The 21,078-nt window shown below is 44.3% G+C and carries 9 protein-coding genes; all 9 read left to right on the top strand.

What is annotated here, in order from left to right; translation table 11 throughout:
* Positions 1-671 precede the first annotated feature (671 nt).
* The 9 genes from ACT3CD_RS07880 to ACT3CD_RS07840 all read left to right on the top strand — a co-directional run bounded on the left by ACT3CD_RS07880 (position 672) and on the right by ACT3CD_RS07840 (position 20,935).
* On the top strand, positions 672-3,779 hold the full coding sequence (locus ACT3CD_RS07880) for a SusC/RagA family TonB-linked outer membrane protein (RefSeq protein ID WP_444644562.1): 3,108 nt from the start codon (positions 672-674) through the stop codon (positions 3,777-3,779).
* 10 nt (positions 3,780-3,789) lie between these two features.
* Positions 3,790-5,505 carry a RagB/SusD family nutrient uptake outer membrane protein gene (locus tag ACT3CD_RS07875; RefSeq protein ID WP_444644560.1) on the top strand — a complete coding sequence of 572 codons (1,716 nt, stop codon included), beginning with the start codon at positions 3,790-3,792 and terminating at the stop codon, positions 5,503-5,505.
* Between the two features lie 24 nt (positions 5,506-5,529).
* Positions 5,530-7,542 (top strand): hypothetical protein, encoded by a 2,013-nt coding sequence (locus tag ACT3CD_RS07870; RefSeq protein ID WP_444644558.1) that lies wholly within the window; start codon positions 5,530-5,532, stop codon positions 7,540-7,542.
* A gap of 83 nt (positions 7,543-7,625) precedes the next feature.
* Positions 7,626-9,146, top strand: a complete 1,521-nt coding sequence (locus ACT3CD_RS07865) for a cellulase family glycosylhydrolase (protein ID WP_444644556.1) — start codon at positions 7,626-7,628, stop codon at positions 9,144-9,146.
* A 467-nt stretch (positions 9,147-9,613) separates the two neighbouring features.
* Positions 9,614-12,442 (top strand): TIM-barrel domain-containing protein, encoded by a 2,829-nt coding sequence (locus ACT3CD_RS07860; protein ID WP_444644554.1) that lies wholly within the window; start codon positions 9,614-9,616, stop codon positions 12,440-12,442.
* A 240-nt stretch (positions 12,443-12,682) separates the two neighbouring features.
* The gene (locus ACT3CD_RS07855; protein ID WP_444644552.1) at positions 12,683-15,094 is read left to right on the top strand and encodes a glycosyl hydrolase family 95 catalytic domain-containing protein; all 2,412 of its coding nucleotides are present in this window, start codon (positions 12,683-12,685) and stop codon (positions 15,092-15,094) included.
* A 188-nt stretch (positions 15,095-15,282) separates the two neighbouring features.
* Positions 15,283-18,123, top strand: coding sequence for a beta-galactosidase GalA (galA, locus tag ACT3CD_RS07850; protein WP_444644551.1), 2,841 nt, complete (start codon positions 15,283-15,285; stop codon positions 18,121-18,123).
* Positions 18,124-18,270: 147 nt separating this feature from the next.
* The gene (locus ACT3CD_RS07845; RefSeq protein ID WP_444644549.1) at positions 18,271-20,424 is read left to right on the top strand and encodes a glycoside hydrolase family 3 C-terminal domain-containing protein; all 2,154 of its coding nucleotides are present in this window, start codon (positions 18,271-18,273) and stop codon (positions 20,422-20,424) included.
* A gap of 364 nt (positions 20,425-20,788) precedes the next feature.
* Positions 20,789-20,935, top strand: a complete 147-nt coding sequence (locus tag ACT3CD_RS07840) for a hypothetical protein (protein ID WP_444644547.1) — start codon at positions 20,789-20,791, stop codon at positions 20,933-20,935.
* Positions 20,936-21,078 lie beyond the last annotated feature (143 nt).

Genomic DNA, 21,078 nt, shown 5'->3' with positions numbered 1-21,078 from the left:
ACCTCTTTAATGAAGCTGTGGTAGACAGGATATTTATAGAGGTGCTCTAAAAATAGATTGTCTGTAAAAATCATTTTTTTGCATTCAACGTGCTCTCCATATGTTCAGTTCTCCCAGTAAACTCAAATATTTTAGTCTTTAAGGATTGTTTTCTTTCAGAAAAATTTAAATACCAATGGAAATTGGGCAGAGAAGTTTATGTGGTCTGTAAAACAGTTGTTTGCGTATGAAATTCGTAAAAATGAAGCTTTCTTATCTTACACTGGAGATATGAGGGTAGCCCTAATTCGAATTTTTGATTCTATTTGTTTGTATGTTAGATGTTTGATGTTAGGATTAATGGAGGATCTTTTAGTGTTGATTCATTATTTGTGATTGTTTCACGGGTCGTATTTGTTTCCTTTTTAGCTGATTTTGATGGACTATTATAATGTACTGTTACATTGTGCTTTGACGTGTTTTTTTTAAACATCATACACCCTTTTTGAAGACATTTTCATACCTGTCGCGAACAAATCCCACCTATAATGCCAACAAATAATACTAATATTTAAAAAGTGTTAAAATACTTTTGGGATGCTTATTAATGTGCGAAAGACTTATATGAGGTGAGCGCTCCCAGAAAATAATTTAAATTTAATGTTATGTTAAAAAAAACGCTTTTTTTACTAATGTTTTTAATCACAGGTGTTGGGCTGTTTGCTCAATATGCTGTGACAGGCGTTGTTACTGATGAAACAAACGAGCCTGTTCCCGGCGTTTCAGTTTTGGAGAAAGGAACTGTAAACGGTACCATAACACAGGTGGATGGCTCTTATGCCATTACTGTGGGCGAAAATGCAACATTGGTGTTTTCTTTTATTGGTATGGCACCAAAGGAAATATTGGTGGCGGGTCAATCTGTGATTAATGTAGAGCTTCAATCTCAGTTTACCGACCTTGAGGAGGTGGTAGTGGTTGGATATGGTGTTCAGAAAAAGAAATTGAATACCGGGGCTACAACTCAGGTTAAAGGTGATGAGGTGCAGAGGATGAATACCACTTCACCGCTTCAGGCATTGCAGGGCAAAACGCCGGGTGTAACTATTTCTTCTGTTTCAGGCCAGCCAGGCGCCGATATGAAGGTGACGGTGCGTGGTTTGGGAACCATCGGTAATTCAGGTCCGTTGTATGTCATTGACGGAATAGAAGGGGATATTTCAACGATTGCCCCTTCTGATATCGAGAGTATCGATGTGTTAAAGGATGCGGCATCTGCTGCAATATATGGTTCTCAGGCTGCCAACGGGGTTGTTTTGGTTACAACAAAAACCGGAAAGGCCGGTACTGGTAGAGTTACTTTCGATGCTTATTATGGGGTTCAGCAAGTGCCCCGATATACCGATATGCTAAATCGTGAAGAGTATATTACGATTATGCAGGAGCAGGCTGTTAATTCAGGCGCTTCTTTGTTCAATTCTTCTGTTTTTGAAGGTGCTGCTGATACAGACTGGATTGAACAAATGTTTGTGGACGATGCCGCTACGCAGAATTATAATATTGGTATTTCTGGCGGATCAGAAGCTTCTGTTTATGCTTTATCCTTAAATTATACCGGACAAGAAGGCGTTGTGGGTGGTGCCGATGTCTCAAATTACGAAAGATATGGCTTCAGACTTAACACTGAGCATAAACTCTATTCCGATGCGCTCAAGGTGGGGCAACATTTGAATTTTAATTATATTAACAAGAGGGGGATTGCTGTTGGTAACCAATACAACAATACTTTAAGAGGAGCGTTTGCCACATCCCCGTTATCTCCCGTTTTTAGTGATAACAATAAATACGGGACCCCTTATAATGATACCTCTGATTCCCCATGGTATGATGCTGATGGTAACCCGTATGGTTCTATGATGACTGGGAATAAGAGTGCCAATGACGATCAGAAATTGCTCGCCGACATATACGCTGAGCTTGAACCGATTGAACGTTTGAAATTGAAAACTGTATTTGGTATTAATTATTATGCAGGTGAATATCGTAGCTATAATCCTTTGTACCGGTTTTCTGTCTATTCGTATAATGAGGAGCATACCACTGTTACTCAAAGTATGTCGAAAGGACATACTTTAACATGGACAAATACGGCTACGTATGATTTTGGTATCAACGACCATCAGTTTAATATTCTTGCCGGTATGGAGTCTATACAGTATCAGGGTACCAATCTGTCGGCTTCTAACTGGGATTTGCTGACCCAGTTCGATAACTGGGATCACGCTTATATTGATAACACCACCGGACAAGCTGAACTTCACTATGATGATAATGATGTGGTGGATGGCGTCACGGAAAAAAGAACCATCAGCGGTGGCCCGGAAGTGAAAAATCGGAGAACTTCTTATTTTGCCCGATTAGGCTATAATTACATGGAAAAGTACATGTTTAATGCGACCATTCGTGCCGATGGTTCTTCTAAGTTTCAGAAAAATAACAGATGGGGCTATTTCCCTTCTGTTTCTGCCGGTTGGGTTATTTCCAGCGAAGATTTTATGTCTTCGGCTTCTGATTGGATGAACTATTTGAAACTGCGGGCAAGTTGGGGACAGGTTGGTAATCAAAATATTGATGACTTTCAATATGCCTCTCCAATGATTGTTACCAATTACAGCTCTGATTATCCTGCTGGTTATTATGTGTTCGGAAATCAGTTGGGAACCAACGTTAAAGGGGCCTATGCCGGTCGGCTGGCTAACCCCGATGTTAAATGGGAAACTTCTGAACAGGTTAATGTGGGTATTGATTCCCGGTTTTTGAATGGTCGTTTGGGTGTTAATGCCGATTATTACATCAAAACAACTAAAGATTGGTTGGTTGAGGCGCCCATATTAGGGACTGTAGGTACTGGTGCGCCATTCATCAATGGTGGTGATGTTAAGAATACTGGTATTGAACTGGCTTTGAACTGGTCTGATAATATTGGCGATTTTAAATATTCTGTTAATGCTAATGGCGCCTACAATAAAAATGAAGTGGGGAATATTCCCACCGAAGACGGCATTATTCATGGCGAAACAAATATGCTGTACGATAATTCCGAGGAGTTTTATCGTGCCGAAAACGGACATGCTATTGGTTATTTTTGGGGCCTTGAAACGGCAGGTATTTTTCAAAATGAGGCAGACATTATGGCCTGGGAAAATGCCGGTTATGGGGTTGCTCAGGCTGATGTACAACCTGGTGACGTTAGGTTTGTCGATCAGGATAAGAATGGCGTCATTGATGATAATGATAAAGTCGATTTAGGGAACGGTGTTCCTGATTTTACCTATGGACTCAACCTCTCTCTGGCGTATAAGAATTTTGATTTTTCTGTAACGGCCAATGGCGTTGCCGGAAATCAAATTGTTCAATCTTATCGCAACCATTCTAATAGTAAGGCCAATTATACCGCATCTATTTTAGATCGTTGGACTGGAGAAGGGACTTCAAACAAAATACCCCGCGTGACTCAAACAAATATAAACTGGTCTTTTTCTGATTTGTATTTGCAGGATGGCGATTTTCTGAGAATTAGCAATATCTCTTTGGGGTATGATTTCAGCCGGTTGATTAACTGGGAATATTTGAGCCAGTTCAGACTCTATGCACAGGTTCAGAATGCTTTTACATTTACCAAATATGATGGAATGGATCCCGAGATAGGTTATGGTACAAGTAATTGGGTGTCAGGAATCGATTTGGGGTACTACCCCCGCCCAAGAATTTATCTTGTTGGTGTAAATGTTAAGTTTTAATATATAAAGAATGAAGGTTATGAAATGGACAAAAATATATTTAGTCGCATTAAGCTTCCTGGCAGCCGGATTGTATTCCTGCTCCGATAGCTTTTTGGATGTTGAATCGGAGACTTCTTTGTTTGATACTAATTTTTATGATACGCAGAGTGATGCTGAACTGGCCCTTATCGGTTGTTATGATGGCTGGCAACGTACCGCTTCCGATGCCGATCTCTCTTTTTACATTTTGTCGGAGGTGATGTCTGATCAGTGTTTCGGTGGTACTGGTACTGTTGATAAGCGTAATTATCAAATTGTTGATCGGTTCGATCTGTCGCAGGATGCGACGCATACCGATTTGGGAAATAATTTATGGGAATCCTATTATGCCGGAATATTCAGATGTAACAAATTGTTGCAGGAATTGGATGGTATTTCCTGGAATGGGGACGAAGCAACGCAGCTTAAAACGCGTAATCGTGTCGAAGGCGAGACCAGGGTGTTGAGGGCGTTGTTGTATTTTGACCTGGTGCGGCTTTTTGGAAATATTCCTTTGTTGACTGAACCGACCGATGAAAATGTTCCGCAGGTTAGTCCCGATGAGGTTTACAGCCTTATTGCCGATGATTTGTTGTTTGGTGCTGAGAATATTCCCGAAGATGCATATCCCAAATCCCAGGCTGCGGAGAACGACGGCCGGATTACCAGTTTTGCCGCCAAAGCTTTGTTGGCAAGGGTTTATCTCTATTATACCGGCCGCTATCAGGAAGATGATTTGGTGGGGAAAGTAACTAAAGCGACGGCCCTGCAAGGTCTGGAAGATGTGATTGAAAGAGGCGGTTATGATTTGATCCCGGAATTTAAGAATCTTTGGGAAGCCGCAAGTACAACTGTCGAAGAGGTCAATGGCGATAAAGTTACTACGAAAACATACGCAGGTAGAGGTAACAGCGAAACGGTGTTGGCTCAAAAATTTAATACCACGCAGGATTATAATGGTAATATTGACGGTAATCGTTGGTTGGTTATGATGGGTATTCGTAAAACCAATGTTTTTCCGTACGGAAGAGGATGGGGGGCTTGTACCGTAAATCCGAAAGTGCCGGCACTTTTCGGGACCGGAGATGTCAGAAAAACAGCCTCCATTATCGATTTTGTGGATGAAGGGATTGATGCTGTTTTTCCTTCGGAAGAGCAACGGGAATATACCGGTTATACGGTCAAGAAATACACTCCCTTAAGCAAATGGCAGAAAGATGAGGATACGGGCGAGTGGACGTTGGTCGATGGTGTTACAGGATTGGGAGAAGGCGATTTTCAAATGTCCCAATACCAGGATTATATTGTGGTTCGTTACGCCGATGTGTTATTAATGGCTGCCGAATTGGGTAGCGCCAATGCCGGCGATTATTTGAATTTGGTTCGTAAACGTGCTTATACGGTCGATGGGGTTGTTAACGAAAATTACAGTGAGGTATCACCTACGGCTCAGAATATTATGAAGGAAAGAGAGCGGGAGTTTGCTTTTGAAGGACTCCGATATTGGGATTTATTGCGCCAGGGCCTTGATTATGCCGCCTCTGTTATTGCAGAGGAAGATGGCGTCGACGTTCTGTCGGGTAACAATGCCGATAAAGTAACAATTCACGCATCTGACATCATTGAAAAACAAGGCCTGTTTCAGATTCCTAAAACACAGTTAACACTTTCCAATGGTGTATTAAAACCTAATGCAGGCTGGTAATCAATCAATTTAAATGTATTTGATATGAAGACACGAATTTTTAATATAAGTTTCCTCTTTTTGGCTGTTTTTGCATTGTTATTTAATGCTTGTCAACCTGAGGATTATGAACTTGGAGACGTCATTCTGAAAGAGAATCTGAAATATTCCATCACTCAGGATGCTGAGGATCCGAATATGATTATTCTTAAAAGTGAGAATCCCGGAATGACGCCGTTTTGGATAACACCCATGGGCCGTAGTATACGTGTTCAGGATACTGTGCGCATTCCGTTCGAAGGGGAGTATAATTTTGTTTACGGCGCGCAAAGCAGAGGCGGTATTGTTCAGGCAGATACCTTTAAGCTCGTACTAACCACCACCAACCTTAATTATGTAAATGATCCGTTGTGGACTTGGTTGTCAGGTGGCGTTGGAGAGGAAAAAACATGGCTTCTTGACCTTGATGCAGATGGTGTCAGTAAATATTTTATCGGACCGCTTTTCTTCTATGGTACAGAAGACAGCTGGGAAAGTATGGCTCTGTATAAAAGCGGTAAAAGCGATACTGAGGTCAAAGCAGCTTTAGGAATTGAAGATTCCTGGTTTTGGGAGCCCGACTGGGCAGGTAATAGCTGGTTGATGGATGCCGCAGACTTTGGATCTATGACTTTTAGTTTGAAAGGGAATGCAACTGTTTCAGTTGATCACAAAACTTTAGACAGAGTTGAACAAGGTACCTATTTTTTGGATGCTAGTGCTAAGACGTTGAGGATGACCGATGCCGGACCACTGCATGACCTGAATCGCGATGGGGTTGTTATTGATTGGGGCAATCTTAAATTAATGTCATTGACCGAAAATACCATGCAGCTGGCTGCATTACGTGATCCTGTATTGTCAGGCGAAGGCGCTACTTTATTGGTTTATAATTTTATCTCTAAGGACTATTCCGATAATTGGGTACCCGACGATGTGCCGGATCCCGAACCGCAGTTGCCCGACGGCTGGATGGACGATGTTTCGAAGGTTGTTTCAACTTCTATCACCTGGAAATTGTCTGAGCAGAATCCCATCGATTGGGCCAATCTGGATGGCTCACGAATAAATGGGTGGAACGTTCCTTCCGATTATCCCGATTGGCTGGGCACTCCTGATCCTGATGTGTACGGAGGGTTCTCTTTAACCATGAATTCGGTCGATGGAACGGTCGTTTATGTGGCCCCGGATGGGTCTGAAGAACAGGGAACTTACACGCTCGACGATAAGGGTATTTATACCTTCACAGGCATTTCGCCCCAGTTTACTATTATTAATTGGGCCAGTTTTGGTCTCACCGCTGACAATCAGTTGCGTATACTTTCTGTCGAAAAAGATCAGCTGGGTAATTTAGCTGGTATGTGGGTTGGTGTATATAGTGCCGAAGACGTTCAATATACGGCTTATCATTTGGAGCCTTCAATGGGCGGGGCTGAAGCGGATGATCCCGTAGAACTTTTAAAGCAATCTATTGTCGAAGCGCTTACTGGGACAGGAACACGTACTTTTATCCCTGACACCGAATGGTTTGTTGATTGGGTTGGTGTTGCACCTGATTTTGCAGGTGGCTGGACCAGTGCATCGACTTTTGCCGACTATACTTCAAATGGCTGGGTATGGGATGAAGCGGTGGCTGATATCGCAACATCCGCCTCAATAACATTCTCTCTATCGGGGGAAGATCTCCTGCTGACTGTGGCTCAAAAACTGATAACAGAACATGTGGATTCCATTGATGGTGAAGCAGTTTGGACGACCGATGCCGTGAATGATTCTTACAGTCAGTCCGGAACCGTTTTAGTGGACGCAGAAAATGAAACGTTGACAGTCGATATTCCATTGGTCAGTTATGCCGGTACAACAGCACGATGGCTCAGTTCTGAAGGTGATGAAGGCGGGGTCTGGTTTTTGGTATCGCACGATGGCTCTAATTATACCAATATTGCGGAAAAAGGACTTTGGCTGGGCTATACCAGTAAGGAAGGCGAAACAACCATTTTTCACTATCTGATACAGTAAAATTTTAATATATGGGGTGATTTAAAAAATGTGTTTTTGATCACCTCATATTATTATTTAAGACTAATTAGTTGAATAATATGATGGATAGACTACTAGTTTATTTTGTTTTTCTGTTGTCGTTTTGGGCGGTAAGTTGCGATGACGATGATAATTCAAATCAATCTGTTGACCCTGTCGAAATAGAGTTAAGTGCCGATCCGGTGTCGTTGATTGTTGACGCAGGTGGTGGCCAGCAAATCTTAACGGTGACAAGCAATGGCCAATGGCAAATCGATTTTTCTGATATTTCATGGGCACGTCCGGCCATCTCTTCTTCTGCCGGCAATGTCAAAGTCCAGATTACTATCGATGAAAACGATTCTGAGAATGAACGCTCCGGAATGTTGAAGATCTTTGCTGAGGGGCACGATGATATATTCATAACAATCACTCAAGCCGGGAAGAGTGCCGGAGAAGAAGACCCTGGAACATCGCCCGAAGCCTGGATTGAACCTGATAATACTGATATGCGGGATCTGTCGTCTCTTCAGTTGTCTGCTTTAATGGGCGTTGGCTGGAACCTTGGTAATTCGTTGGAAGCCATTGTTGTGAACAATGGTGTGTTTTCAGGTGATGAAACCTCATGGGGCAATCCTGCTACTACCAAAACGCTTATTGATTCTGTTAGGCTGGCTGGTTTTAAAACGATCAGGATGCCGGTTTCGTGGTCGCATAAGTTGGTTGACCAGGAAACATTCAAAATATCAGATGCGTGGCTCAATAGGGTGGAAGAGGTGGTTAACTATGCCCTCGACAATGATCTTTTTGTCATTGTTAATATCCATTGGGACGGCGGTTGGATGAATCATCCCGATTATGAGCATCAGGTTGCTATAAATAATAAGCTGGCGGCTTTGTGGCAGCAAATAGCGATTCATTTTCGTAATTATGACGATCGGTTGATTTTTGCCGGAACCAATGAAGTGATGATGGAAAATGATTATGGAACGCCTTCTGCCGAATATGTAGAGGTGCAAAATTCATTTAACCAGACCTTTGTGTCAGCGGTTCGTGCAACAGGCGGTCGTAACCACTACCGTCATCTGGTGGTGCAGGGTTTCAATACCAATATTACGTATACTTATAACTATTTCGTGATGCCGGATGATGTTATTGATAATCGTTTGATGGCCGAAGTGCACTATTATGACCCTTATGAATTTGCCTTGAAGGAGAATAGCCCGTACGATACGCAGTGGGGCGAGCCGTTTGCCGGTGGCGATGTTACCGCCTGGGGGCAGGAAGATTGGGTGAATGAAGCCTTTGGCATGATGAAAGAAATGTTTGTTGACAATGGCATACCTGTGGTTATAGGGGAGTATGGTGCCATTCATCGTACGTCGTTGATTGGCGAATCGTATGAACTACATAATGAGGCCCGCGAATACTATCTTGAATATGTCACACGCAAGGCGCTGGAAAATGGTTTGGTGCCGGTTTACTGGGATAACGGGAGTGACGGAAATAATGGGTTTACTCTGTTTAACAGAAATTCGGGTGAGGTAATCGATCAGGGGGCCCTGAATGCCATAATGAAGGGTGCTGACGGGGTGCAGGAATAGACTGGCCTGTCCGTAAAGTCCGGAATTTGAGCTAAATGTTCAAACTCGTGGCTTGTGATGCTCTGGTAATATGAGTTTTCTGGTGTAAATAACTATATGTGAGAGCTGTCGTAATGCAGAAGCTGAACTTTGAACTTTACAGAAAAGTTTAAGAAAGTATTTTTATCTGAGCAATTCATATTAGAATCAATCTGGTTTTTAGACTATTTTTATGCTGTTTCGTTCAGGCTTTATGAAATACGGGTTTTACAGGGCTGGATTTTGGATAAAGCATTCTGAGGTGATTAACTATATGAAACGGGCCATGGGAAGGATGTCTCTCAAAGAAGGATGATTATTGTCTGGGCGTTCCATCTGGCAAATTAAATTTTAAACACATGAAACGAGCCATGGGAATCATTTCACACTCAAGAGGATGATTTATCCCGGCGAGTTCCATGTGGCATAAACAAACAAATTATAAACACATGAAATATCTTCTGTTTTTTAGCTTAATTGCTTTAACTTATTTTTCCTGCGCAGGACCTGGCTGGCAGACCGATGATGAGGCCTTGACTGTTTTTCCCCGTACGGGTGAGGCTAAAATGGTAAGGGTTGAACCCTTTAGTGATGAAATTATTCGTGTGACGTCAACGCCTGACCAGTTCGTGAATAATGAAAGTCTGGTGGTGTTACCGAAAGCTGGAAAGGTTCCTTTTGAAGTGGCTGAATCGGCTGATTTAATGGTGCTGTCAACGGCTGCTGTACAGGTGGAAGTCTCAAAAGAAACCGGCGTTGTTCGTTTTCTTGATCCCGATGGTAATGTTATTCTTCAGGAAAAAAATAAGGGAGGAAAGGTATTTAAAGCCATGCAAGTTGATGGCGTGAATGGGTATGAGTTGCAGCAGGTGTTTGAATCTTCCGACCAGGAAGCTCTGTATGGTTTGGGACAGCATCAGGCCCACGAAATGAATTATAAAGGTAAAAACGAAGAGTTGTTTCAGTATAACACCAAGGTTTCAATCCCTTTTATTGTTTCTACTAAAAATTATGGTTTGCTGTGGGATAATTATTCGTTTTCACGATTTGGCGACCCACGCCCATACGGTCAGATGTCCCAATTTAAACTATTTAACAAGGAGGGGCAGGAAGGATCAATTACTGCGACTTATGTCGACGATTTAACGACGAATCATGTCTTTGCCGTGCGGCAGGAAAAATCAATAGACTACGAAAATCTGGAGACGATTAATAATTTTCCTCAAGGATTCGATTTTTCCAATGCTGAAATTATCTGGGAAGGTGAAATCGAGCCTTCTGAAAGTGGTCTGTTTCATTTTCTATTGTATTATGCCGGCTATACAAAAATTTGGATTGACGGTGTGTTGATGGCCGACCGGTGGCGAACAGCCTGGAATCCATCTGTGGCTAAATTTCAGATCAAGATGGATGCAGGGAGAAAATACCCCGTTAAATTAGAGTGGATCCCCGACGGTGGTGTGTCTTACATTGGGTTGAAAGCATTGTCCCCCCGGTCGCCTGAGCTGCAGAATGACATTTCCTTTTATTCGGAAATGGGCGATCAGATCGACTATTACTTCATGAAAGGTAATAATATGGACGGCGTTATCAGTAATTATCGTGAGCTGACAGGTAAAGCGCAGGTGATGCCCCGGTGGGCCATGGGGTTTTGGCAAAGCCGGGAGCGCTACAAAACGCAGGATGAATTGCTGAATACCTTATCGGAGTTCCGTAAACGCCGCATCCCAATCGATAATATTGTGCAGGATTGGTCCTATTGGCCCGTCGATCAGTGGGGAAGTCATGATTTTGACCCCGCCCGGTTCCCCGATCCCAAAGCTATGGTTGATAAGGTGCACGAAATGAATGGCCATATCATGATTTCTGTGTGGCCCAAATTTTATCCTACCACCGATAATTATAAGGCGTTTGATGCCAAAGGCTGGATGTATCAGCAAGCTATTGAAGACAGCATCCTCGACTGGATTGCCCCCGGCCACATGGGCTCATTTTACGATGCGTATGCGCCCGGTGCCCGTGAAATATTCTGGCAGCAGATTCGGGATAAACTTTATAATATTGGTATGGACGCCTGGTGGTTGGATGCCACCGAACCCGATATTCTTTCAAATGCCAGTATGGCCTATCGTAAAGCGTTGATGAATCCCACCTATTATGGCCCTTCTACAAAATATTTTAATGCTTTTGCGCTGATGAATGCCAAAGGTATTTATGAAGGCCAACGCAGAGATGGCAATAATGAGCGGGTCTTTATTTTAACCCGTTCCGGTTTTGCAGGTATGCAGCGTTATGGAACGGTGACCTGGAGTGGCGATATTGGTACCGTGTGGGAAGATATGAAGGCTCAGATTCCAGCCGGCATTAATTTTTCAATGTCGGGCTTGCCTTATTGGACGATGGATATTGGTGGCTTTTGTGTTGAGAAACGTTACGAAAGTGCCAAAGAAGGTAGTGATGATATGAACGAATGGCGGGAGTTGAATACCCGGTGGTTTCAGTTTGGTGCATTTGCCCCTTTGTTTCGTGTGCATGGCCAGTATCCCTTGCGCGAAATGTATAATATAGCCCCTGTTTCTCATCCTGCCTATAAGTCTATGTTGTATTACGATCGGCTGCGTTATCGCCTGATGCCGTATATCTATAGCTTAACAGGTGCTGTCTGGTTTGACAATTATACCATCATGCGTGGCTTGGCAATGGATTTTACCAACGATGCCAATGTGTATGATATTGACGATCAGTATATGTTTGGACCTTCGTTAATGGTTTGCCCGGTGTATCAGTATAAAGCCCGTAATCGTGACGTCTATTTTCCTGCCGGAAAAGGTTGGTATGATTTTTACTCGGGTGAATTTCAATCCGGCGGCGTTCACAAAAGTGTGGCTGCCCCTTATGAGAGAATGCCGGTCTTTGTGCCCGAAGGCTCAATTATTACGGCTGGCCCCGAAGTACAGTATGCTTCCCAAAAAGAGGCGGACCTCATTACTGTGTATGTATATACCGGTGCCGATGGCGCTTTTAAATTGTACGAAGATGAGGGCGTCAATTATAACTACGAAGATGGTAAGTATGCCGTAATTCCAATGGCCTATGACGATACGCAGAAGATTCTTACTATTGGTGACAGAATGGGCGAATTTAACGGAATGTTACAATCCCGTAAGTTCCTTGTTGTATTTGTGTCAAAGGATAACCCGGCAGGGTTTAATCCTGACATGGCCAAAGGAACCCTGGTCGGGTATAATGGTAAGCGTATTGATGTGAAGCTTAAATAATTTAGATTTAACAAAGACTCGTATTCTATGATGAAACGGGTCTTTGCTTTTGTATTTTGAGTTTTCCTGCAAGCCCTATTTTAGTGCTTGCAGGAAACTTTTGTGTCAGATAAGGCAGTTCTATTTTCAAGGTTGGCGAAGACCGAAAAATGTGAGTTTACTCCCGTAAATGACCATTTTGAGAGTAAGCGTAACGAAGTAGTTGACTTTATATTCCAAACACTAATTAAATTATTTATCATGTTCAAACACTTATTGCTCCTTGTTTTAGGTTCCCTTATTGGTGTGGCCATTCAGGCTCAGTCTTTCACGCCGCCCGACCGTGGTTTTGTCAGCTGGAAGCCGGCACCGCGTTGGGAAGATGCTTTGCTTAGCGGTAATGGAACCATGGGTACTTTGATGTTTGGGGAGCCGCACGATGAAACCATAATTGTGAACCATGCGCTTTCGTATTTGCCGCAGCGTGTGCCATTACAACCCATTGATCAGGCTTCCCGCCTGGCGGAAATACGTGATTTGCTGGCCAGGGGAAAGTTTGTGGAGGCGGCACGTATTCCGGTGGAACAGAGTATGAAGGAAGGGTATGGCGAAAAGCATTGGATAGATCCTTATGTTCCGGTTTGTGATATCAAGTTATCGATGACGCCGGGCAATGTGGTTGATTATATTCGTATGGTCGATTTTGAAACCGGTGAGGCAAAAGTGCAATGGCGTCAGGATGGCCAGTTATATCAGCGTTCTTTATTTGTCTCCCGGGCCGACAGTGTTATGGTCATGAAGATTACTTCCTCCGGAAAGGTGAATGTCCGTTTATCCCTGCGTCAGCATCCGGTAAACTGGGATCAGTGGGACTATATTAACAATGCCATTAAATATACCAACGTTTCGGCTAAAGATAATTATTTAACCTGTTCGACTGCTTTTAATCATCATTTTAAGGGAATTCCCTATGGTTTTGAAGCAACGGCTCTGGTTTATAATGTGGGCGGAACCAAAAAAACGGAAGACAGTCATATTGTGGTGACCGATGCTGATGAGGTGCTGGTTCTCATGGCGGTGGCTCCCGATTTTAAGAATAAGGCGTCTTTACAGTCGTATTTGCAGAAATGGCTGACGACTATTAAACCCGATTACGCGACTTTGCTGGAAGGGCAGAAAAGGTCCCATGGAGAATTGTTTGGCCGGGTGAAATTATCCTTGGGGAAAGACGCTAAGGCGGATTTGCAATCCGAGGCTTTTGTGGAGACAGCCCGGCAGGGCGTTACTCCGCCAATGATTCAGAAAGAGTTTGATGCCGCGCGTTACAATATTATCTCATCTACAGGCATTAATCCGCCTAACCTGCAAGGGATATGGAGTGGCACATGGACGCCGCCATGGTCCTCGGGTTTTACCCACGACGGGAACGTAGAGGTGGCCGTTTCGCACCTGCTGAGTGCCAATACCCCGGAACTCATGGCCGCGTATCTGCATTACCATGAGCGTATGATGCCGTGGTATCGCGATAATGCACGTCGTTTGTTCGGGACGAGAGGAATTGTGGTTCCGGCGCATTCAAGCTCGCATGGCTGGAATATTCATTTTGATGAAACTTGGACATTGTCGTTATGGACGGCCGGCGCAGGTTGGACGGCCGGAATCCTTTACGATTATTATTTGTATACTGGGAATCCCGATCTGCTGGAGAAGCATATATACCCGTTTATGAGAGAGGCGGCCTGGTTCTATGAAGATTTTCTGATTAAGGGTGACGATGGTAAATATCTTTTTTCCCCGTCCTATTCCCCCGAAAATAATCCCGCAAACAGTCCGTCGCAACTTGTCGTGAATGCAACCATGGATGTGATGGTCGCTAAGGACTTGCTGCGTAATTGTATCGACGCCGGGAAGATAGTTGGGGAGACGTCTCAGCAAATTCATAAGTGGGAACAGATGTTAACACTGATGCCCGACTATCGCATTAATACGGATGGGGAGCTGGCTGAGTGGTTGCCCAGGAATTTTGAGGAGAATCATAGCCATCGGCATGTGTCTCAATTGTATGCTTTGTTTGACAGAATGGCGCCTGAGTTTGTCACGGATACGGTTTTAAGAAATGCGGCGCATAAAACCCTGAAGGCACGAATGGATCAGAGACGTCGTAATCATGGTGGCGAAATGGTATTTGGGCTTGCACAACAAGGAATGGTGGCGGCTAATTTAGGCGATGCTGCTCTTACGGGTGAAATAATTGATCTGATGGCCGGGTATTACTGGGCGCCGTCGTTTGCGACCTATCACAATGCAGGCAATTTGTTCAACATGGATTTGAGTGGCGGATTTCCGGCCGTTATTATTCGTTCCCTGGTTTATTCTGAACCTGGAAGCATCAGTCTACTCCCGGCTTTGTCCCCAAACTGGGAAACGGGCGCCATTGAAGGAATTGCCTTGCGCGGACAAATTATCGTCAACCGATTGGAGTGGAGCAGGAACGACGTGGTGGTGCGGTTTACTTCGGCCATCGACCAGCGCGTTATGGTGAAGTTGCCAAAAGTTTGTTCCCGGATTGTCGCATCGCCAAAAGCGGCTGCCTCAAAGGTGGACTGTTCTAAAAATTATTTCTTTTTACGGATGAAGAAAGGGGTTCCGGTAACGGTGACTTTGACCTATTAAGAAATGCGAAGGTTGATCGTGTGTATGTGTTATGTCATAGTCACACTGGTTTGTCTCCACTTTTAAGTCAGAAATAAGAACGTTAATGAGTACAAAAGGTGAAAGCCCGTGCGGCTTAAGCATTTAAATGAAGAATTTAATTTTTAACGGACAATATAGAATCTGAAACAATTGAAAAAATGAAATTGATGAATAGATTGAAATTAATACTGGCCACGTTTTTGATGACTTTGCCTGCATTAGCGGATTCTTCACCGCGCTCGCATGAGATTTTTAATTTTGACTGGAAATTTGCCTACGGGCATCCCTCTGATGCGGCCCGTGATTTTAATACCGGCACGGGTTATTTTACTTATCTGGCAAAGGCCGGATACGGCGATGGCGCCACTGCTTTGGCGTTTGATGACCGAACCTGGCGCGATATTGATGTGCCGCACGATTGGGCGGCCGAAATGCCATTTGATGCAAAAGCAAGTCACAGCCACGGATACAAAACGGTGGGGCACGGCTATCCCGATACCAGCGTGGGGTGGTACCGAAAACATTTTTTTATTCCCGCTGACGACGATGGGAAACGTATTTTTATTGAGTTTGATGGCGTGTACCGGGATGCTCAGGTATGGGTTAATGGTTTTTATTGCGGTCACGAAAAAAGTGGCTATCAAAGTTTTTCTTTCGATGTGTCTGAGTTCCTTAATTACGGTAGCGATAATGTGGTGGCTGTGCGGGTTGATGCAACCATGGAAGAAGGCTGGTTTTACGAAGGTGCCGGCATCTACCGTAATGTCTGGCTCACTAAAACAGCGCCATTGTACGTGCCGCAATACGGTACTTATGTTACGTCTGAACTGGATGCGCAGAAAGCCATTGTTTCGGCTCGTGTTAAAGTGACCAATAAGCGTTTGACAGCATCAGGGTTTAACATTCGAAACAGTATTGTTGACCGTACCGGCAATGTGGTGGCCACAAATGAGGCCGATGGCGACCTTCATTCTATGGAAACATCTGAATTTGTGTGCCGGTTGACAGTCCAAAATCCGGTGTTATGGAATTTGGATCATCCCAATCTTTATAAATTGGTCACCGAAATTTTAGAGGATGGAAAGGTGGTGGATGTGTATAAAACAACGTTTGGTATTCGTACCATCAAATGGACACCCGATAAAGGTTTCTTTCTGAATGGTGAACACGTGAAGATTAAGGGTACGAATAATCACCAGAATCATGCCGGTGTCGGATCGGCCATCCCCGATGCGTTGTACCAATGGCGGCTGCGCCAACTTAAGGAAATGGGCAATAATACATATCGTACCTCCCATTATCCGCCATCTCCTGCTTTGCTCGATGCCTGTGACAGCATCGGGATGCTGGTTCTTGATGAGAATCGTCTCATGGGAACGACAGATGAACTGTTACTTCAGCTTAAACGTCTGATGGAACGTGACCGCAATCATCCCAGTGTGGTGTTATGGTCCATTGGTAATGAGGAGTGGATGATTGAGGGAAACGACAGAGGGGCGCGTATCGCGGCCTTTATGCAGGCTTTTGCCAAAACCATTGACAGCACCAGAGCTATCAATGCTGCGGTGAGCGGAAACTGGAATAATGGCATTTCTACAGTGATTGATGTCATGGGATTCAATTATCTCAGACATGGAAGTACCGATGCCATTCATGAGAAAAATCCCTGGCAGGCCTCATTGGGTACCGAAGAGGGCTCGACCAATACAACACGTGGTATTTATTTTGACGATGAGGAGAAACAATATCTGGCGGCCTACGATCGGGATACCCCATCCGGATTTTTTAGTATTGAACATGGATGGAAACATTATGCGGCCCGCGATTATTTGGCTGGTATGTGTATCTGGACCGGTTTCGATTACCGTGGCGAATCAACGCCGTATACTTATCCTTCGGTCAGTACTTATTTTGGAATGATGGATTTGTGCGGGTTCCCAAAAGATAATGTTTATTACCTCAAGTCGTGGTGGAGTAAGCAGGATGTGTTGCATATTTTGCCGCATTGGAACTGGCCCGGTAAAGAGGGACAGCTTATTGATGTCTGGGTGTACAGCAATATGGACGAAGTAGAGTTGTTCCTTAACAATAAGAGTCTGGGACGGCAAAAGATGGCTGTCAATAGTCATTTGTCGTGGCAGGTGAAATATAAACCAGGGACGCTCAAAGCAGTCGGTTTTAAAGCCGGGAAAAAAGTGCTCGAAAGTAAGGTTGAGACCACAGGTAATCCTGCATCTGTCGCTTTATCTTCTGATCGTAACCGGATAAAGGCGGACCGTCGGGATCTTTCTGTGGTCACCGTTTCTCTTAAGGATAAGAAGGGGCGTGATGTGCCCGATGCGAACCTCCCTGTGTCTTTTTCTATTGCAGGACCCGGTAAGATCATCGGAGTTGGCAATGGAGATCCTGCATCTCATGAACCCGATCAGTTTATTGATTCTATTGTTACCGTGCCGTTAATCAATTGGGTGCAGAAACCGCTCGACGAAGTCAGTATTAACGACGTGATTCAACCCGGTTTTGATGCCAAATTGTGGGAACCTGCTTTGAGGGACCACGGGCTCGACCCAGGATCGAAACCTGTGAAAATGGTTTTTAGAGGCGGTTTCTCCTTGTCGTCACCGTTGTTGTCCGGCAAAATTGAATGGATGTTTCGAAGCGTGGCCACAAATCAGTCGCTTTATATTAATGGTCACGAAGTGGCTAAAGCGGTGCGTGATGATTCTGATCGTTATCTGTTTTTGCTCGATCAATCGATGCTTCACGAAGGCTTTAATAGTGTGGTGATAATTGGTCGTCCATTGGTCAAAACCAATCCCTGGGATGAAATGAATAACAGTCCGGGTTCTATAAAGGTGTCTATCGACGCTAAACAATGGCGCCGTAATACTTTCAATGGCCTGGCTCAGGTTCTCGTTCAGAGTACCGGCGAACCCGGTGAAATTGTGCTGACGGCCACTTCTCCCGAACTCGATGACGCACACTTGGTCATCGAAGCCGGGAAATAGCTGAGTTGGTTTTTGTGAGGTTGAATATTGTTATTCAGTTTTAATTATTCTTTTTTGATGGAAACGTTTTTTTGTCTTCTCATAAGTGGATGGGTTTTGTGAATGTGCCGAAGAGTTCCATCGTTGAATTGATTTAGATTATTAACAATGACTAAAAATATTGGTTTTAATGTGATTGGCGTTTTTTTATGGCTGTTTCTTAGTGGTGTCACGCTTACGGCGCAGCCCTATCCTTTTCAGAATCCTGACCTGGATGCCGAAGCACGGATTGATAATCTTTTATCTCTCATGACTCTCGACGAAAAGGTGTCTGCGTTGAGTACCGATCCTTCGGTGCCCCGGTTGGGCGTGCGAGGGGCTCGTCATATCGAAGGGTATCACGGCGTGGCAATGGGCGGTCCGGCTAACTGGGCCCCCAAGGGGGCCCAACAGGTGCCAACCACGCAGTTTCCGCAGGCTTATGGCATGGGCGAAACATGGGACCCTGATCTCATTCGTCTGGCCGGCGAAATTGAAAGTATCGAAGCACGTTATATTTTTCAGAATCCCAAATGGCACAAAGGGGGACTCGTTGTGCGGGCGCCCAATGCCGATTTGGGTCGCGACCCTCGCTGGGGGCGCACCGAAGAGTGTTTTGGCGAGGATCCCTTTTTGGTGGGAACCCTGGCGGCCGCTTTTACCCGCGGGTTGCAGGGCGAGGATCCCAAATATTGGCGGACGGCATCTTTGCTCAAGCATTTTCTGGCCAATAGCAACGAAGCCGGACGCGATAGTTCTTCTTCCAATTTCGACGAACGGCTGTTTCACGAGTATTATGCTGCTTCGTTCCGAAGGGCGGTGATGCTGGGCGGCGCTAACGCATACATGGCCGCTTATAATGCCATTAATGGTGTGCCGGCACATATCAACCCCATGCATCATGATATTACCATGGGCCTGTGGGACGTCAATGGTATTATATGTACCGACGGCGGTGGATACCGGCTGCTGGTATCCGGCCATAAGGCTTTCCCGGATTTGAATACGGCAGCCGGGGCCATCATTAAAGCTGGTATTAATCAGTTTTTGGATGACTACAGGGAAGGTGTTTACGGCGCTTTGGCAAATGGGTATCTTTCTGAAAAGGATATTGATGCGGCTCTGAAAGGCGTTTACAGGGTTATGATTAAATTGGGCCAGTTAGATCCAACCGATAGTGTGGGGTATGCCTCCATTGGCCGGGAGGGCGGTGCAGATCCCTGGACAACGCTTAAACACCGGCAGACGGCCCTGAAAATGGCACGTGAATCAATTGTGCTGTTAAAAAATGAGGGGGTGTTGCCGTTGGAGGCGGCGCATGTCACGAAAGTTGCTGTGATTGGATGGCTCGCCGATACGGTGCTCATCGATTGGTACAGTGGGTTGCCGCCTTATCGCATTACGCCATTGGACGGGATAAAAGATAAGGTGGGAGCCCAAAGCGTCATTTTTGCACCCAATAACAATTACAATGCGGCTGTTGATGCCGCCAAATCTGCTGATGTGGCGATCGTGATATTAGGCAATAATCCGTTAACCAATGGAAAGTGGGCCGATAGTCCCGATCCCGCGCAGGGGAAGGAAGCATGCGACCGTAAATCACTGACTTTGTATGATGAATTTTTGGTGCAGCGCGTTCTGGCTGTAAACCCGAATACTATTTTGGTGCTACAAAGTAGTTTCCCTTATGCAATTAACTGGTCGCAGGCGCATGTGCCGGCTATTTTGCATTTAACGCACAACGCTCAGGCAACCGGAACCGCTTTGGCTGATGTCTTGTTTGGTGATTATAATCCCGGTGGCCGGTTGACGCAAACCTGGCCCAAATCGGAAGATCAGCTGCCTCCTATGATGGAGTATGACATCCGAAAGGGACGTACTTACATGTATTTTGATAAAGAACCGCTTTATCCTTTTGGGTTTGGTTTGAGTTATACCACTTTTAGCTATCAATCACTGAAGGTTACGGCCAAAGACGATTGCATTAGTGTGGCAGTGAAACTGAAAAATACGGGCAATCGAACGGGCGATGAAGTGGTGCAGCTCTATGTCTCTTTCCCTCAGTCGCAAGTGGAAAGGCCCAACAAAGCTCTGAAAGGATTTAAGAGGGTGACTTTAATGCCGGGCGAATCCAAAACAATCGATATTTGTATTAACAAAGACGATTTGGCCTGGTGGAACAGTCAGCTAAATTCTTTTGTGGTAGAGCCTGGTCGGGTCAACATTTTAGTTGGGGCTTCGTCGTCCGATATACGGCTCAAAGGGTCGCTGGAGCTGCAATAATATCATCCCCGTGTAAGGGTCTGGTTGTTCGGTTAACTGGGCTATGCGTCAGGTTTCTCTGCCAGTCAAATGTTTTTGGGCTCCGGCGAAGTCGGACAATTCATTAAATCAATATTTATCGTTGCAATTAGAGTCTGACTAGAGTCTGTCCATTGAAATATAAAGTTCAAATTCTAGGCGTTTACTTTTAGTAAATGCCTGTTTTTATGACAAGCATAACGCAGAAGTTGACTTTATAGACAAACACTAACTATAAAGTTCTGCTTAGCGCTTGCAAGAATACTCCTGTGTCAGATAAGAAGGCTTTATTTTAAAGGTCGCCGTAGCCCGAAAAATTTGAGCTTACTCCCTAAATGACCATTTTATGAGTATGCATAATGCAGAAGCTGGACTCTTTTTGCAAGCACTAATTATTTTTTATAACTGGATAGATAATTTTATTAAAAGAAAAGATGTAAATTATACAGGAAAAGATATAAATGTTAAAGGAAAACATAATTATATTATTTGAAGTCGAAGAAATGTGAATGTAAAAGACAAAAATGTGAATGTAATAAATAGAAATGTGAATGTAATAGATTAGTGTATAAAGAGAAAAGAAAGGAATACAAAGGGAAAAGACTTTAATGTCTCTTCAATATATTATTTTTAAAC

Source organism: Geofilum sp. OHC36d9 (assembly GCF_052400685.1).
Taxonomy (GTDB): Bacteria; Bacteroidota; Bacteroidia; order Bacteroidales; family Marinilabiliaceae; genus CAZHHH01.
This window is presented reverse-complemented; position numbering and strand designations above follow the sequence as displayed.

Coding starts and splice junctions, on each gene's coding strand:
- ACT3CD_RS07845 (WP_444644549.1), top strand. CDS start 18,271: ATGACTAAAAATATTGGTTTTAATGTGATTGGCGTTTTTTTATGGCTG.
- ACT3CD_RS07870 (WP_444644558.1), top strand. CDS start 5,530: ATGAAGACACGAATTTTTAATATAAGTTTCCTCTTTTTGGCTGTTTTT.
- ACT3CD_RS07875 (WP_444644560.1), top strand. CDS start 3,790: ATGAAGGTTATGAAATGGACAAAAATATATTTAGTCGCATTAAGCTTC.
- ACT3CD_RS07865 (WP_444644556.1), top strand. CDS start 7,626: ATGGATAGACTACTAGTTTATTTTGTTTTTCTGTTGTCGTTTTGGGCG.
- ACT3CD_RS07855 (WP_444644552.1), top strand. CDS start 12,683: ATGTTCAAACACTTATTGCTCCTTGTTTTAGGTTCCCTTATTGGTGTG.
- ACT3CD_RS07860 (WP_444644554.1), top strand. CDS start 9,614: ATGAAATATCTTCTGTTTTTTAGCTTAATTGCTTTAACTTATTTTTCC.
- ACT3CD_RS07880 (WP_444644562.1), top strand. CDS start 672: ATGTTTTTAATCACAGGTGTTGGGCTGTTTGCTCAATATGCTGTGACA.
- galA (WP_444644551.1), top strand. CDS start 15,283: ATGAATAGATTGAAATTAATACTGGCCACGTTTTTGATGACTTTGCCT.
- ACT3CD_RS07840 (WP_444644547.1), top strand. CDS start 20,789: ATGAGTATGCATAATGCAGAAGCTGGACTCTTTTTGCAAGCACTAATT.